Annotated in this window: 17 protein-coding genes; 11 read left to right on the top strand and 6 right to left on the bottom strand. The window is 70.4% G+C overall.

The window, feature by feature from the left end; translation table 11 throughout:
- The 5 genes from FL311_RS31635 to FL311_RS31615 all read left to right on the top strand — a co-directional run.
- Nucleotides 1-525, top strand: a 525-nt coding sequence (locus FL311_RS31635; RefSeq protein ID WP_141331028.1) for a Coq4 family protein, incomplete at its 5' end; no start/stop codon positions are given.
- Between the two features lie 50 nt (nucleotides 526-575).
- Nucleotides 576-2,138, top strand: a complete 1,563-nt coding sequence (locus FL311_RS31630) for an acyl-CoA carboxylase subunit beta (RefSeq protein WP_141331026.1) — start codon at nucleotides 576-578, stop codon at nucleotides 2,136-2,138.
- A 122-nt stretch (nucleotides 2,139-2,260) separates the two neighbouring features.
- Complete coding sequence (locus tag FL311_RS31625) at nucleotides 2,261-2,872, top strand: hypothetical protein (RefSeq protein ID WP_046711263.1); 612 nt, start codon at nucleotides 2,261-2,263, stop codon at nucleotides 2,870-2,872.
- A gap of 187 nt (nucleotides 2,873-3,059) precedes the next feature.
- Nucleotides 3,060-4,580 (top strand): acetyl-CoA carboxylase biotin carboxylase subunit, encoded by a 1,521-nt coding sequence (gene accC, locus FL311_RS31620; protein WP_141331024.1) that lies wholly within the window; start codon nucleotides 3,060-3,062, stop codon nucleotides 4,578-4,580.
- Nucleotides 4,581-4,607: 27 nt separating this feature from the next.
- A complete protein-coding gene (locus tag FL311_RS31615; RefSeq protein ID WP_141331022.1) occupies nucleotides 4,608-5,117 on the top strand; it encodes a biotin/lipoyl-containing protein in 510 nt (169 codons plus the stop codon).
- A gap of 50 nt (nucleotides 5,118-5,167) precedes the next feature.
- On the opposite strand, the gene FL311_RS31610 is transcribed toward FL311_RS31615, so the two are convergent.
- From FL311_RS31610 to FL311_RS44330, 4 genes are all read right to left on the bottom strand, one after another.
- Nucleotides 5,168-5,320 carry a hypothetical protein gene (locus FL311_RS31610; protein ID WP_153882711.1) on the bottom strand — a complete coding sequence of 51 codons (153 nt, stop codon included), beginning with the start codon at nucleotides 5,318-5,320 and terminating at the stop codon, nucleotides 5,168-5,170.
- A gap of 132 nt (nucleotides 5,321-5,452) precedes the next feature.
- Complete coding sequence (locus FL311_RS31605) at nucleotides 5,453-5,938, bottom strand: flagellar hook-length control protein (RefSeq protein WP_141331020.1); 486 nt, start codon at nucleotides 5,936-5,938, stop codon at nucleotides 5,453-5,455.
- A 158-nt stretch (nucleotides 5,939-6,096) separates the two neighbouring features.
- Nucleotides 6,097-7,029, bottom strand: coding sequence for a zinc-dependent metalloprotease (locus FL311_RS44335; RefSeq protein WP_194869438.1), 933 nt, complete (start codon nucleotides 7,027-7,029; stop codon nucleotides 6,097-6,099).
- Nucleotides 7,030-7,066: 37 nt separating this feature from the next.
- Nucleotides 7,067-8,368 (bottom strand): hypothetical protein, encoded by a 1,302-nt coding sequence (locus FL311_RS44330; protein ID WP_194869437.1) that lies wholly within the window; start codon nucleotides 8,366-8,368, stop codon nucleotides 7,067-7,069.
- Between the two features lie 196 nt (nucleotides 8,369-8,564).
- On the opposite strand from FL311_RS44330, the gene FL311_RS45515 reads away from it, so the two are divergent.
- The 3 genes from FL311_RS45515 (at nucleotide 8,565) to FL311_RS31585 (ending at nucleotide 10,440) form a co-directional block, all read left to right on the top strand.
- The gene (locus FL311_RS45515; RefSeq protein WP_228557205.1) at nucleotides 8,565-8,849 is read left to right on the top strand and encodes a hypothetical protein; all 285 of its coding nucleotides are present in this window, start codon (nucleotides 8,565-8,567) and stop codon (nucleotides 8,847-8,849) included.
- Between the two features lie 88 nt (nucleotides 8,850-8,937).
- Nucleotides 8,938-9,744, top strand: coding sequence for a hypothetical protein (locus FL311_RS31590; protein ID WP_141331018.1), 807 nt, complete (start codon nucleotides 8,938-8,940; stop codon nucleotides 9,742-9,744).
- A gap of 63 nt (nucleotides 9,745-9,807) precedes the next feature.
- Nucleotides 9,808-10,440, top strand: a complete 633-nt coding sequence (locus FL311_RS31585; RefSeq protein WP_141331016.1) for a hypothetical protein — start codon at nucleotides 9,808-9,810, stop codon at nucleotides 10,438-10,440.
- Nucleotides 10,441-10,517: 77 nt separating this feature from the next.
- Here the strand turns inward: FL311_RS31585 and FL311_RS31580 are convergent, their stop codons facing one another.
- Complete coding sequence (locus tag FL311_RS31580) at nucleotides 10,518-11,009, bottom strand: hypothetical protein (RefSeq protein ID WP_141331014.1); 492 nt, start codon at nucleotides 11,007-11,009, stop codon at nucleotides 10,518-10,520.
- Between the two features lie 196 nt (nucleotides 11,010-11,205).
- Here FL311_RS31580 and FL311_RS31575 point away from each other — a divergent pair, with 196 nt between their 5' ends.
- Nucleotides 11,206-11,721: a YfbM family protein gene (locus FL311_RS31575; RefSeq protein WP_141331012.1), complete on the top strand. Its 516-nt coding sequence runs from the start codon at nucleotides 11,206-11,208 to the stop codon at nucleotides 11,719-11,721.
- A gap of 8 nt (nucleotides 11,722-11,729) precedes the next feature.
- Here the strand turns inward: FL311_RS31575 and FL311_RS31570 are convergent, their stop codons facing one another.
- Entirely contained in the window at nucleotides 11,730-12,503 is a 774-nt protein-coding gene (locus FL311_RS31570; protein ID WP_141331030.1) for a TSUP family transporter, read from the bottom strand.
- A gap of 134 nt (nucleotides 12,504-12,637) precedes the next feature.
- Between FL311_RS31570 and FL311_RS31565 the strand changes: the two genes are divergently transcribed.
- The gene (locus FL311_RS31565) at nucleotides 12,638-13,450 is read left to right on the top strand and encodes a hypothetical protein (protein WP_141331010.1); all 813 of its coding nucleotides are present in this window, start codon (nucleotides 12,638-12,640) and stop codon (nucleotides 13,448-13,450) included.
- Between the two features lie 793 nt (nucleotides 13,451-14,243).
- The coding region (locus FL311_RS45510; protein ID WP_368668600.1) for a DUF4388 domain-containing protein at nucleotides 14,244-15,226 on the top strand (983 nt) is incomplete at its 3' end.

Raw genomic sequence — 15,226 nt, 5'->3', positions numbered from 1 at the left:
CGCGTGGGCCGCCTCCCGCTCGCCACGCTGCGAGCCCTGCCCGAAGGCACCCTGGGCCGCGCGTTCATCGACCACCTGGAGCGCAACGGCCTGGACCCCGACGCCCTGCCCCAGCGCGAGGCCCACACCCCCGAGGACTACGTGCGCGCGCACCTGCTCGAGTCCCACGACCTCTGGCACGTGGTCACCGGCTTCGACACCGACGTGGCCGGGGAACTGGGCGTCCAGGCCTTCAGCCTGGCGCAGGTGGGCACCCCCTTCGCGCTCGGCATCCTCACCGGCGGGCTCGCCAACACCCTCTTCTATGCCTTCTCCGAGCGCGACGCCCGCGTCCAGGCGCTCGCCCGGGGTTGGGTGCTGGGACGCCGCGCCCACCCCGTGTTCGGCGCCCCCTGGCGCGAGCTGTGGGCGCGCCCCCTGGAAGAGGTCCGCCAGCGCTACGGCCTGGACTTGTTGGCAGTGGACGCGCTGCTCCCCGTCCTGAGGGGCCCGGTAAAGGACGACCCCGCCAGACACGCCGCCTGAGCGAAGGCGGGCAGCGCGCGAGCGCCCCAATCGTGCTAGAGCGCGGGCCCATGGACGAGACCACCGAGAAGGACCCCCTCCGCGCACGCCTCCAGCAGATGGAGAAGCAGGCCGAGCTGGGCGGCGGTGCGGACCGCATCGCCAAACAGCACGAGGCCGGCAAGCTCACCGCTCGCGAGCGCATCGACCTGCTCCTCGACCCCGGCTCCTTCTGCGAGCTGGACAAGTTCGTCACCCATCGCTCCACCGACTTCGGCATGGGCGACAAGAAGATTCCGGGCGACGGCGTCGTCACCGGCTACGGCACCGTCGAGGGCCGCCAGGTGTTCGTCTTCGCCCAGGACTTCACCGTCTTCGGCGGCTCGCTGTCCGGCGCCTATGCCCAGAAGATCTGCAAGATCATGGACATGGCCACCCGCGTGGGCGCGCCTGTCATCGGCCTGAACGACTCCGGCGGCGCGCGCATCCAGGAGGGCGTGGAGAGCCTCGCGGGCTACGCGGACATCTTCCTGCGCAACACGCTGGCCTCCGGGGTGGTCCCCCAGATTTCGCTCATCATGGGCCCGTGCGCGGGCGGCGCGGTGTACTCGCCCGCCATCACCGACTTCATCATGATGGTGAAGGACACCTCGTACATGTTCATCACCGGCCCGGACGTCATCAAGACGGTGACGCACGAGGAGGTGTCGAAGGAGTCCCTGGGCGGCGCGCTGACGCACAACCAGAAGTCCGGCGTGGCGCACTTCGCCGCGGAGAACGAGCAGGCCGCCATCGTCATGACGCGCGAGCTGTTGTCGTTCCTGCCCTCCAACAACCAGGAGGACCCGCCCGTCCAGCCGTGTGACGACGACCCGTTCCGGGCCGAGGAGTCGCTCAAGACGATTGTCCCGAGCAACCCCAACAAGCCCTACGACATCAAGGACATCATCAAGGCCGTCGTCGACAACAAGCACTTCTTCGAGGTGCAGGAGCACTACGCGCGCAACATCGTCGTGGGCTTCGCGCGCATGAACGGCAAGAGCGTGGGCATCGTCGCCAACCAGCCCGCGGTGCTCGCCGGCGTGCTGGACATCGACGCCAGCGTGAAGGCCGCGCGCTTCGTGCGCTTCTGCGACTGCTTCAACATCCCCCTGCTCACCCTGGTGGACGTGCCCGGCTTCCTGCCCGGCACCGACCAGGAGTGGGGCGGCATCATCACCCACGGCGCCAAGCTGCTGTACGCCTTCGCCGAGGCCACCGTCCCCAAAATCACCCTCATCACCCGCAAGGCCTACGGCGGCGCGTACGACGTGATGGCGTCCAAGCACATCCGCGCGGACATCAACTACGCCTACCCCACCGCCGAAATCGCCGTGATGGCCCCCGAGGGCGCGGTCAACATCATCTTCCGCAACGAGCTGAACAAGGCGCAGGACGCCGCGGCCGAGCGCACGAAGCTGGTGAACGACTACCGCGAGAAGTTCGCCAACCCGTTCAAGGCGGCGGAGCTGGGCTACATCGACGAGGTCATCCGCCCCGAGGAGACCCGGGCCAAGGTCATCCGGGCGCTGGAGATGTTGAAGGACAAGCGTCAGGAGAACCCGCCGCGCAAGCACGGGAACATCCCGCTGTAGGCTCCCTTCCGGGCCCCTGGACGCCTGCTCTCCCTCGGCTGGAGAGCAGGCAGGCTCGGGCCGCGCGGGAAATTCTCGTGCGGCCCGAGGGCTTTCACCGGGCCAGGAAAGGAACCCCCATTTTGCCCCACCGCCGACTCCTTCTGTTTCTCGCCGACGTCGAAGGCAACCTCACCGCACTGCGTCAGACGCTCAAGCGTGTCTGCGAGGCGGTGGACCTCCCCACGCCGGAGGTGAAGTGGGTGGAAACGCCCCCGGACGGGCTGGCCGATGCGGGCTGGCACGCCGCGGAGGTGGCCCTGCCCCCGGCCCCTGGCCGCAAGGCGCGCAAGTCCGAGCAGCCCTTCCTGGAGGAGCAGCTCGACGCCATGGCGCAGGCCATCTCCCAGGACTTCCGTGAGCGCACGCTGGGCATCTTCGTGGACCGGGAGCACAGCTACGCGCGCACGTGCGTCAGCGGCCCGGGCCGTCCCTCCAAGGCCGTGGAGGGCGAGGTGCTGGATGTGATGCGCCAGGCCGCTCGCTGGCTGGACGTGGAGACGGGCTTGCTGGCGCGGATGCTCGGGGGTGGCAACACCGCGCGCAACCTGCTGGCCGCGGCCGTGGATTTCGGTGGGGACGCCGCCGCGGTGCCGTCCAAGCCTCCGGAGCCGGATGAGGATGACCGGTTCGTCGAGGCGAAGCTCGCGCAGGCGCGGGCGTACATGGAGCAGTACCGCAGCGCGCGGAAGTAGGGCGCGCGCGTGTGACGCCCGGTGGGGTCTTCCGGGCGGAAGGGGTTCGAGGCGTACCGGGTGGACTCGAGCGTGGAGGTGGAAGCCTCCACTCCCTCCGAGAGCCTGTCGGGACGCGCTCCGTGCCAACAACGGGGCCCGCATCCAACCCAGGCAAAACGAGGCGGCCCGTGGTAGACGGGCGCCCATGCCCAAGATCCGCAAAGTGCTCGTCGCCAATCGCGGCGAGATCGCCATCCGGGTGATGCGCACCTGCAAGGAGCTCGGCATCGCCACCGTGGCGGTGTACTCGGAGGCGGACCGCGCCGCCCTGCATGTCCGCACCGCGGACCAGGCCATCTTCGTCGGCCCTCCGCCCTCCCGGGAGAGCTACCTGGTCCAGCAGCGCATCCTCGACGCCGCCAAGGCCGCCGGCGCGGACGCCATCCACCCCGGCTATGGCTTCCTCTCCGAGAACGCCTCCTTCGTGCGCGCCTGCGAGGCCGCCGGCATCACCTTCATCGGTCCGCCCGCCTCCGCCATGGACGCCATGGGCGAGAAGACCCGCGCCCGCGCGAACATGATCAAGGCCGGCGTGCCCGTGGTCCCCGGCACCACCGAGCCCATCGCCACGGAGGCCGAGGCGCGCGAGTACGCGCAGAAGATCGGCTTCCCCGTCATGCTCAAGGCCGCGGGCGGCGGCGGCGGCAAGGGCATGCGCCGCGTGGAGGGGCTCGGTGACTTCGAGTCCGCGTGGCGCTCCGCCAAGAGCGAGGCGCTCAACGCCTTCGGCAACGACGCCGTCTACATCGAGAAGTATCTCGAGAAGCCACACCACGTCGAAATCCAGGTGTTCGCCGACACGCACGGCAACGTCATCCACCTGAACGAGCGCGAGTGCTCGGCGCAGCGTCGTCACCAGAAGGTGGTGGAGGAGACGCCCAGCCCCATCCTCACGCCGGAGCTGCGCTCGAAGATGGGCGAGGTCGCGGTGAAGGCGGCCAAGGCCGTCAACTACGTGGGCGCGGGCACGGTGGAGTTCCTGGTCGACGTGCACCGCAACTTCTACTTCCTGGAGATGAACACGCGCCTCCAGGTGGAGCACCCGGTGACGGAGTGGGTGACGGGGCTGGACCTGGTCGCGCTGCAGATCAAGGTCGCCGAGGGCGAGAAGCTGCCCCTGCTCCAGGCGCCCGAGCCGCAGGGCCACTCCATCGAGGTGCGCGTGTACGCGGAGGACCCCGCGCGCAACTTCATGCCCAGCCCGGGCAAGATTACCTACCTGCGCGTGCCGGGCGGCCCCAACGTGCGCGACGACTCGGGCGTGTTCCCCGGGTACACGGTGCCCAACGTCTACGACCCGATGATCTCCAAGCTGTCCGTGTGGGCCCCCACGCGGCGCGAGGCCATCGCCCGGGCGCAGCGCGCGCTGTCCGAGTACGTGGTGAAGGGCATCACCACCAACATCCGCTACCTGCGGGCGATTCTGGCGCACCCGGAGTTCGTCGAGGGCGACTACGACACGGGCTTCCTCGGCCGCGAGCACACCACGCTGCAGGGCGTGGAGGACCCGAAGCTCAGCGAGATGGCGCTGCTGGCGAGCGTCGTCTACGCGCACCAGCGCGATGCCAAGCGCGCCAAGACGCTCCCCGGCGCCAAGGCCGCGAGCAGCTCCGACACGGGCCAGGTCAGCGCGTGGCGCCAGGCGCTGCGCTCGCGTCGCCGCTAACCCCACCCTGAGGCTCACGAGACTTCCATGCGCTATTTCACGAAGCAGCAGGGACAGAAGGAAGCGGTGCCGGTGGACCTGGAGGCGCTGGGTGGCGAGCGCTACAAGCTCACCGTCAACGGCGTCACGTACCAGGTGGACGCGCTCGCGCTCGAGCACGGCACCATGAGCATGTTGGTGGACGGCCAGTCCTACAGCGTCGAGTTCGAGGAGAACGGCGACGAGGTGGGCGTGCTGCTCCGCGGCCAGGTGAGCCGCTTCGACGTCGCGGACGAGCGTCGGCTGCGGCTGCGCGCGGGCACGGCGGGCTTCTCCGTGGAGGGCAAGCAGTTGGTCACCGCGCCCATGCCGGGCAAGGTGGTGAAGGTGCTGGTGAAGGTGGGCGACGAGGTGAAGGAGGGCCAGGGCCTGGTGGTGGTGGAGGCCATGAAGATGGAGAACGAGCTCAAGAGCCCCAAGGCGGGCAAGGTGACCGAGCTGTTCGCCAAGGAAGGCACCACCGTGGAGAACAACGCGAAGCTCGTCGTCGTCGAGTAGCCAGGCGTGGCGGCGCGTGCCCTGAATCGCGCGCGCCGCCAACCCGTCGTTCAGGGCCGGGGCGCCAGTGCGAAGCGCCTCGCCGCGTAGGGGTCGTCAGACTCGAGCCCCAGGTCCTCCACGCGCGTGAGCGACTTCGTCAGGGGCGCGGACAGCGGCGCCGAGCGACTTGAAGAAGCGGTCCACAGGCCAGCCCTGGTCATCCAGCAGCACGCACTGGAAGTCGGACGCGAGGTCCCTCCCGGCTGCGTCCAGGAGCTGGGCCCGGACCTTCCCCTCGCCCGCATCCCCCTTCGAGGGGGAGATGCGGCCAGGAGCACGGCGGTGCAATCGACTCAGGGGTTCCAGCAGTTCCCAGCGGTGTCGTTGATGTAGACCCACAGGCGGGTATCGGACCGGACGTTGCCATACGCATACCAGCTCCAACCGCCAGAGCCGTCATGGAACTCGGCCATCCGCCAGCCCGCGCCGAAGGAGTCCGAGCACAGCTGATTCGCGGTCGCCAGGCTCGTCAGGGACGTGCCGCGGATGGGGAGCGTCGTGGCGACGTTCCCACGCGCCCAGCCGTTGTAGAAGTCCGGCACCACGCCCGGCGGAACCGCGGAGCCGTCCTGCTGGATGCAGAGCACCGGCAGCGCCTGCGTACACGCCATCTCCCCCGAGTACGCATTGCAGTTGGAGCAGCCGATGTGGTCCACCCCCTGCGAGTGACTCAGCTTCTGCCACGACATCCCAAAACCGCCCGAGGCAAAGGCCACAGGCGAGGTCAGCACCGACACGAGCACCATCAATCCCAGCCGGGTATTCAGCGTTCGTCGCATGGTCGTCTCCTTGGATTCGCCAGACATCAAACACAATCCGTAAAGACAAGATCAAGCTGAAAAACAGGAGAACCTGATTCGCTGCGCCAATCGCCCGCCAGGCGACAGCCGCCCTGCGCTCGGGGGTCGTCCGCCCCCGAGCGCGCGCCGCATGGCCTTCAGCGGTAGTACGGAGACAGCGCGGCGGTGATGCGGGCAATCAGGTCCGTCGTCTGCAGCCTCTCGTCGGCGCTCAGCGTGGGCAGCGCGGCGGTGAGCGAATCCCGCGCGGACACCAGGATGGAGTGCGCGGCCAGCGTCTGCTGGAGCTTCAGGATGTCCACCATGGCGCGGCGCGCGGCGTACCCTCGCACCCCATCCGCGTTGAGCAGGATGCCCTGCACGTCCGCCAGCACCAGCGACGTCAGCGCGGGGGAGTCGGGCGGGTTGGCGCTGAAGGGGCCTCGCTGCGTCGCCGGGTCCAGGTACAGCCGCGCCAGGAGCCTGCGCGCCAGGTCATCCGCGCGCGACGCGTAGTGGGCGGGAGCCCCAGGAGGGATGACCAGCGGCGGGCGCACCTGCTGCATCGCCAGCTGATACGCCTGCGCCTGCACCGCCGGGCTGCCCGCGCGCACGAACTGGAGCACGGGGTTGGCCGTCGCGTTGAACCGGCCCGCCAGCGACGCATACAGGAGGGGGTGCGAGACATTCAGCAGGGTGTTCATCGCCACGTTCATCGCGGGCACATAGAACTTCGTCAGGGGCTCGTCCGTGCGGTCATACCGGTTGCAGGACGGGTCGACGCGCGCGTCCACGTCCGTGCAGTACGGCTCGGCGGGCAGGTCCGGGGACAAGCCATGGAGATAGCGCACCGCCTGCACGTCGTAGGCGCCCGGCGTGTCGCTGTAAACCGCATCCCGGGGGTCCAGGTACTCCATCACCGAGCTGGAGCGCGCCCCCGTCGCGCCGCCGTCGTACACGCGCGAGCCCGCGAAGTTGTGCCGCAACCCCAGCGTGTGCCCCACCTCGTGCAGCACCAGGTACGTGAGGTACGCCTCCACCTTCTGCTTCTTCGTCAACGGCGAGCCGGGCTCGACGAGGAGCTCCGCCACCTCCTCACCCTGCTCGAGCAGCGCCTCCGCGTGGAAGTCACACCGCGCCTCGCCCCCCCATGCCGGCCCAGGACATCCGCAGCGACGAGGCGGGCCGCGCGGCGGCCACCTGCGCGCCCACGTCCCCCGAGAAAGTCTGGTGCGCCACCTCCAGCCAGTTGCTGCCCAGGTAGATGCTCGCGCCGCGAATCTCGCCGGTGTTCGGGTTGGTCCGCCAGTCGGCGAAGGCGAACGACGCCGCGCGGTCCGGGTCGACGATGAGGTGGTTCTCATCATCGCGGCCGAAGTCGCTGGAGCTGTCCCCCATCACCACCTCGAGCACCGGGAAGCCGAAGGCCGTGTTCCATCCCTCGATGCCCCGCTTCACCGCGCCCACCAGGTCATACGCCTGGAAGCGAGGGTCCGCCTGCACCGTGAGGAGGCTGGGGGTGATGCGCCAGCGGATGGGCGTCATGCCCGGCTGGATGGCCCACTTCGCGGCCACGCGCTCGGTGGCGCCTCCCGTGTTCGGAATCAGCTTCGGCTCGCTCAGGAAGTAGTGCTCCCGCGCGGGCGAGGGCGTGGGCACGTACCCCGGGCTCTCCTGGTAGCGGCGCAGCGCGAGGCTCAGCGTGCCCGACGTGCGGAAGGGGTTCTCCTCCAGGTACAGCGGCGCCAGGTCATCCGGCAGGTTCGAGTAGCCGGTGAAGACCTGCTCGAAGGTGACGCCGTCCGCGATAAGCCGCAGCTTCTGCGCCAGGCTCAGCTCCACCTGGAACTGCGCGCGCATCATCACCGCGTTCAGGTCCCCCATCACCCCGAAGCGGTTGAGCCCCGCCGCCGGGTCGATGAGCACGTACTGCTCCGAGCCCCGCCGCCGGTGGAACGGCGGGTGGTCCTCCACGATGGGATACGCCTCCACCAGCACCTGCGGGTCGAAGATGTCGCTCAGGACCTTGCGGTCATCCACATCCAGGACGAACAGCTTGCCGTTCTGCTCCTTGAAGCTCACCACGCGCGTGCCCAGCGAGCTGGCCGCGAAGTAGGCGGCGCCTCCAGGGTGGTACTGCTGGATGTACGCGGACAAGAACCACTTCGCCGCCAGCTGGTCCCGACGGATGGCCAGGTAGAAGCCGCGCCCCGAGTCCTCCACCACGCCTCGCAGCTTCTGCTCCACCTGCTGCCGCTCGGCGGCCCCCACCTCCCGAGGCACCGCCACGAAGGCCCCCTCCAGCACCTCGTCCGGCAGCGCCGCGTCCGGAGTGTCGGGCGGAGCCTCCCCACAGCCCGTGCCCCACATCAGGGCCAGCGACAGCACTCCCACCCACGAGCACCGAGGGAACCGCTTGCGTCCGCGCATCGCGTGTCTCCGAGTCCGGAACGCGCGAGGAGGCGCGCCCACCCACGGGTCAACGACGCGCCCGCACCATCTTCCCGGGAGGGGACATGATTTCTCCGCCCCGCGGGAGCCGTCCGCGACTTTTGAATGCGACCCTCGCAACCCAGATGCTTTTGCTACTCAGTTCGACCCGAGCGGTCGCTCATCTGGAGGCACCATGCGGAGCTGGAACATGAAGGGGCTGTGGTTGGCGGGCGCGCTGCTGGCGGGCTGTGGTGGCACCGAGCCCCAGGACGGGCAGGCCGAGGCGGCCGCCCCCGAGCTGGCCCAGACGGAGGCCGCCCTGGAGTACAACGAGGACCTGCACTGCATCGTCATGACGCCCTCGGTGCGCTGTAACAACGGCCTCCAGATGTACGCGCACTGGAGCGACGCGCTCGGCCACTACTTCATCCCCCGCAACGTCTGTGGCAGCATCGGGCCCATCGTGTGCCCGCTCTAGTCACTCCCTCACACTCTTAGTGTAAAATGGCATCCCAGCTCGCCGCGCGGTTTGTTCGCACGCAAACCAGATGGCAGACTGGGGCGTCATGAAGGTCACTGGTCGCCGAGTCCTGCTCGCGGCCCTGGGCGCGTCGCTGTCGGCGTGCGCGTCCCGGCCCGCCCCTCCGGTCCTGCACTACAGCTTGGGCATCTCCCGAGCGGACTACCGAGACTACGGGGGTGCGAAGGCCAGCCCCTGTGACGCGGAGCAGCGCTGGTTGTCGGACGAGCTGACAGCCGTCAACGGCGTGCTGGCGCGCTTCGTCAACGGCACCGACAAGCTCGACACGCCCGCCTCGCTGGAGCACGCGAAGCAGGTGGAGCTCCTGAAGGAGGCCCAGCAGACGCTGCCGCCGGTGCTGGCGGTCCACGAGAACAACCTCCGGGGCCTCGCGCAGTGCGGGTTCAAGGACAAGGGCGCCTTCCCGGAGATTTCGCGCCGGGGCGGGGAGTTGGTGAAGGAGGCGCGCGAGCGGCTGTCCGGCGCGGACAAGGTGCTCGCCGCCGTGGCGCTGCGCCAGGCCCAGGACAAGTGGAAGGAGGAGTCGCCCCAGCGCGAGGCCACCGCGCGCGGCACGTGGTGCACCGCCGACCCGAAGATTGGCGAGGCCACGGTGTTCTACGCGCGCGCCGCAATGGACGGCACCTTCCGGTGGCACTTCTGCGACGGCTCCCTCGTGGAGCAGCGCGCCGGCGCGGAGCCGACCTACGTGGAGCCCGAGGGGCTCAACAAGCGCGACCGCCGCCGCATCCAGCCGCCGCGCTACCTGGAGGCGGCCGCCAACTTCCCGGCCGAGGAAATCGACCGGCCGCCGGAGACCGGCACCCCGAAGAGCGCCTCTCCGACGCCCTGACGTTCTACAGTCCGGGGACCACCGGGCGGCCTCGTGCCGCCCCCTGCCCCGGAAAGCCGCCCCATGCGACACGCCGCCGCCGTCGCCCTCGTGATGCTCTGCTCGCTGCCCGCGCTCGCGGCGCGGCGCGAGGGCACCTGTGAGGTCCGGGTGATGGGAGGCCTGCAGCTGGCCTTCTCCGGCAAGGGCGGCACGCAGTCCGCCACCTCGGACCACTGGATGTCTCCCGAGGAGATGCGCGCGGTCTACGAGAAGATCCACAGCCGGATGAAGCAGGACCCCAAGAAGGTCCAGGCCGCCGCCGCGAAGCTCGCGGCGAAGGGGACGATGAGCGGCCCCCTGTCCATCCACTGCATCAGCGCGGGCGGCATCCAGTCGGCGAGCCTGAGCATCCTCTCCGGGCAGAACACCAAGGAGAGCGTTCCCTTCAAGCCCGGCGCGTACCCGCTCGTCACGCTGGACGAGAAGCCCGGCGAGCTGCCCGTGGCGCTGCGCCTCAAGGGCGTCAACTACATGCTCACCGTGCCCGGCGTCCTGGTGCTGACCCGGTTCGACGGCCGCGGCGTCGCGGGCACGTTCAAGTTCACCGCCCGCACGCACAGCTCCGCCAACAAGAAGGACGCCACCGAGCGCACCATCCGGGTGGAGGGCAGCTTCGACTTGCCCTGTCCCATGAAGAGCCGCGTCTGCAGCTAGAGGTGTGCGCCCAGGCCATCTCCGTCTGCTACGACTCGTGCGAGCGCGGCGTGGGACCCTGGCTGCCCTGCTGAGCGTCACCTGCCAGCGGCCGTGGAGCGCTCCGTCATGGACAGCTCCACGGTGTGGCTGCTCTCCGGTGAGAGCTCCAGGTTCATCTGGCACGTCTCGAGGTGGCGCGGCCCCTTCGCGCAGACGGTAAACACGCCCGCGCGCACCTTGGGGAAGCGGGCCATGCCCTGCGCATCCGTCTTCAACTGCTCCGGATGCAGCCGGCGCGGCCGGCCCTCACTCACGAGCGCCACCGTGATTCCCGGCACCGGCTTGAGCCCCCAGGGGTCGAGGGTCCGCACGTAGACGCGCCCCAGTCGAGAAGGCGCCAGCGTGCGGGGGTCCTCGGGGTCCTCGATGGGTACCGAGCCCGCGTCCGGCGGACCCACGTCGGAAACCCGAGCGGTGGCGACCGTGGGTCGGGGCTCTTGCGCCAGCTGCCGCCGCAGGAGCGCCGCGAGCGACAGCGACACCCCGACGCCCGCGATGGCGATGACCCAACGAACCCCGCGGTGCATACCCGTGCTCCCTGGTGTCCACCCGCGAGGACGACGGCCCGACGTCGGAAGCCTGGCATTCCGAGGACTCGCGGCCCGCGTCGGTGGACCTGGGGGCGGACGGGCCCGCATCGAAATTCCGCACGCTCGCCCGGGACTGGTAGGGTCCGGCGCCGCTCCACTTCCCCCGGCTTTCGCGTCACACGAGGTCCCCCGCATGGAGATGCTCTGCACCTTGCGCAGCGTCACGGAGGCGCAGCGCGGCGCCCTGCTTCAGGCCCCCGAGCGCCTGGAGGACTTCCTCGACGACGACGAGGACTTCGGAGACCCCAAGGGCGGAGCGTTCCTGGAGCTGGACATCGGCGAGGCGTGGCATGCCCTCCAGTACCTGCTCACCGGCACCGCGTGGGAGGGCAGCGCGCCGTTGGACTTCCTCGTCCGCGGCGGTGACGACGTGGGCGACATCCCCTCCGACGAGGGCACCGCGCGCGTCTTCGCGCCCGCGCAGGTGAAGGCGCTCGCCACCGCGCTGAAGGACGTCTCCGAGAACACGCTGCGCCGCCGCTTCGACCCGGCGAAGATGCAGGCCCAGGACATCTACCCCGGCACCTGGGATGAGCCGCCCGAGGACAGCGACCCGCTCGAGGAGGTGCTCTCCTACTTCGAGGAGCTCCAGAAGTTCGTCGCCCAGGTGTCCCGCCGCGACGGCGCGCTGCTGGTGCACATCGGCTGAAGGCCGTCTCAGCCCATCACCACGTCGCGCCCCAGCTTCAGCACCAGCGCCAGCACCACGGCGAGCACCACCTTGCGCACCAGGGTGTCGCCGCCCTTCACCGCCAGGTGCGCGCCCAGCCACGCGCCGGTGAACTGCGCCGCGGCCATGGGCAGCGCCACCTTCCACAGCACCACGCCCTTGAGCGAGAACAGGATGACGGACGCCAGGTTGGAGGCGAAGTTCACCACCTTCGCGTCCGCGGACGCTCGCGCCAGGCCGTGACCCAGCAGCGTGTTGAAGCCGACGATGAGGAAGGTGCCCGTGCCCGGGCCGAAGAACCCGTCGTAGGTACCGACGGCCAGCGCGATGAGCGCGCCGATGGCCTGGGCGCGCGAGCGGGGCGAGGGCTCCGCGTGCGCGGGGGCCTTGGGCGGCGCGCGGCGGAAGGCGAGGAACACCGCCACGGCGATGAGCAGCACCAGCACCAGCGGCTTGAGCACCTCCGGCTTCACCAGCAGCACCAGCGCCGCGCCCGCGAAGGCGCCGCCCAGGCCGAAGGGGAACGTCACCCGCGCCAGCTTCCAGTCCACCAGCCCCGCGCGCGAGAAGCGCACCAGCGCCGCGAACGAGCCGAACACCGACTGCCCCTTGTTGGTCCCCAGCGCCACGTGCGGGGGCAGCCCCGCCGTCAGCAGCGCCGGCAGCGTGATGAGCCCGCCGCCGCCCGCGATGGCATCCACCATGCCCGCCACCAGCGCCGCGACACACAGCAGCAGCAGGTGCTGCGCACTGACGTCCACCAGTAGGTCCACCCTGTGTCTCCCTCGCCTCGAGCGGCGCCTGGGTACCACGGGCGCCGTCGCGGCTGCTCGCTTCTTGCGTCCCCCGCCACCTTGGGCGTCAATGCCCCGGTCGTTTCACCTCCGAGGTCTTCATGCTCGCCTCCCTCTTCACCGTGCTGGCGCTCACGCTGGCCTCGGCTCCACCCTCGCAGGACCCCAACGCGCCCACCTGCCGGATGATGAACAGCCAGGTGGCGTGTGGATATGGGTGCAAGTCCGACTCGAACCGCGCCCGCTGTGCGCAGACGCCCCAGGGCCGCTGTCAGCTCATCGACGGGCAGGCGGTGTGCTTCGACCCGCCGGCGTACGTGGTGAAGGCGTATGGCGCGGCGCTGCCGGAGCCCGAGTGCAAGGCCATCGACGGGGCGGTGGCGTGTGGCTACCACTGCGTGACGCAGCCGGGCCGGGTGAAGTGCGCGAAGTCGCCGGCCGGGGTGTGCAAGGCGCGCGGAGGCGAGGTGGAGTGCTTCGACCCGCCGGCGGTGGTCTTCGCGGTGTACGGCAAGGAGACGCCCCGCGCGGACTGCCGCAGCAACGGGGTGGAGCTGACGTGTGGCTACAACTGCCTCAACGCGTCAGAGGGCGTGCGGTGCACCCGGACGCCGGCGGGGGTGTGCAAGATTTCGAGCGGGCGCATCACCTGCTTCGACCCGCCTGCGGCGGCGATGTGCACCTGGAAGCGCGCCATGCCCGCGCCGGAGTGTCGCAACACGGAGTCCGGCCCGGCGTGTGGATATGCGTGCACGACGGCGTTCTCGAAGTCGGCGTGTGCGTCCACGCCCTCGGGCATCTGCAAGGTGTTCGACAGCGAGGTGCACTGCTTCGACCCGCCCGTCGAGCAGCAGGCGGACCCGGCCTGCCTGTCGGTCCTGGGGATGGCGGTGCTGGACGGGGCCACGCCCTGACACAGGGTATGAGCCCTCCGCCCCGCCGTCTGCTTTGAGCCTTCCTGGGAGAGCGGTAGGGTTGCCGTCTTCTCGCAGCAGGAATGGAGCAGAGCCGCGCATGGCGGAGGGTGACGTCCGTCAATATTGGGTCCGCAACGACAGGGGCACCCTGTGGGGGCCCCTCACCCTGCCGACCATCGAGCTGCTCATCGACAGCGGCGCCATCAAGGGCAAGCTCCAGGTCTCCGAGGACGGGCTGAACTTCGCCTTCCCCTGGCGCTTCCCCGAGGCCCGCGAGGTGTTCCCGCGCGAGCTGTGGGGTGACGGCGCGCCGGCGAACCTCGGCCCCGGGCCCCAGGCGCCGGTAGCGCGCCGCGGTGTCCCCGTGACGGGGCCGGGCGGTGTGCCCATGGCGGGGCCGGGTGCGGCTCCCATGGCCGGTCCGGGCGTGCCGATGGCGGGACCGGGAGTACCGATGGCGGGCCCAGGCGGTGTGCCCATCGCCGGTCCAGGGGTGCCGATGGCGGGGCCAGGCGCCGCGCCGATCGCACGCCCAGGTGTCCCCATGGCGGGCCCAGGTGCACCCATGGCGGGCCCTGGTGCGCCCATGGCGGGCGCGCGCCCGGGTGTCCCCATGGCGGGCCCAGGAGTCCCGATGGCCGGTCCGGGTGTCCCCATGGCGGGCCCGGGAGCACCCGTGGCTCGACCAGGTGCACCCATGGCAGGCCCAGGTGCACCCATGGCGGGCCCAGGTGCACCCATGGCGGGCCCAGGGGTCCGGCCGGGAGATCCCCGGGCGCAAGGGAACCCGATGCAGGCCGCACGGCCTCAAGTTCCAGGCGCGGCCCCCGGAGCACCCGGAGCCGTCGCACGGCCCGTCGCGCCGCCCAACGCGGCCACCGGACAGCCCCAGGTCGCCACGCCGCAGGCGGGAGCCGTCCCTCCAGCAGCCCCCTTCCCCTCCACGGGAGCCGCGCCCGCCGTCTCCACGGAGTCCTCGCCCTACGCGATGCCCTCGCAGGGGCAGCTCGAGCAGACCTCGCCGCTGAACCTCTACGGCCGCATCGCCTCCGCGGAGCAGACGGGCCTGCTCAAGCTGGCGCTCGCGGACCGGGTCACCCTGATTCACTTCCGCAAGGGCAACCCGGAGTTCGTCGACTCCAACCACCCCGAGGACTCGCTGGGCACGTCGCTGATGGGCGCGCGACTGCTCACGCCCGAGCAGCTCCAGCAAGCCGAGTCCGCCAAGGAGCGCTTCGGCGGAGACCTGCTCGCCGCGCTCTTCGGACTCGGTCTGCTCCAGCCCGCCAGCGCGTTCTCGATTCTGGCGCAGCGGGCCTCCAGCATCCTGTTCAAGGGCCTGCGCGCCGAGTCCGGCATGTTCGCCTTCGAGCTGCGGGAGCTGGCGGGCAACAAGGCCATGCCGCTGGGCAACCGGTGGGCGGTGCTCAGCGACACGGTGCGGCGCATGCCCTCCGCGGACATCAAGCGTCGGCTCATGCCGGTGCTCAACCTGCCCATCATGAAGTCGGGCGGGATGGTGGCCGCGAGCGAGCTGCGGCTGACGCCGCACGAGGTTCGCGCGCTCACGGTCATCGACGGTGTGCGCTCGGTGTCGCAGCTTCTCGCGGACTTCCCGCAGGATGCCGACCATCTGCTGCGCCTGGCCTTCCTGCTGCGTGAGCTGGACGCGGTGTCCTTCGCGGCCGCGCGCCCGACCCCCGCGACGGCGGCGGGCCCCACGGCCGCGGCGCAGCCCGGTCCTGCGCCCACCGCGGGTCCCACGGCCCGCCC

This window comes from Myxococcus sp. AB025B, assembly GCF_006518215.1.
In the GTDB taxonomy this organism is placed as follows: Bacteria; Myxococcota; Myxococcia; order Myxococcales; family Myxococcaceae; genus Myxococcus; species Myxococcus fulvus.
This window is presented reverse-complemented; position numbering and strand designations above follow the sequence as displayed.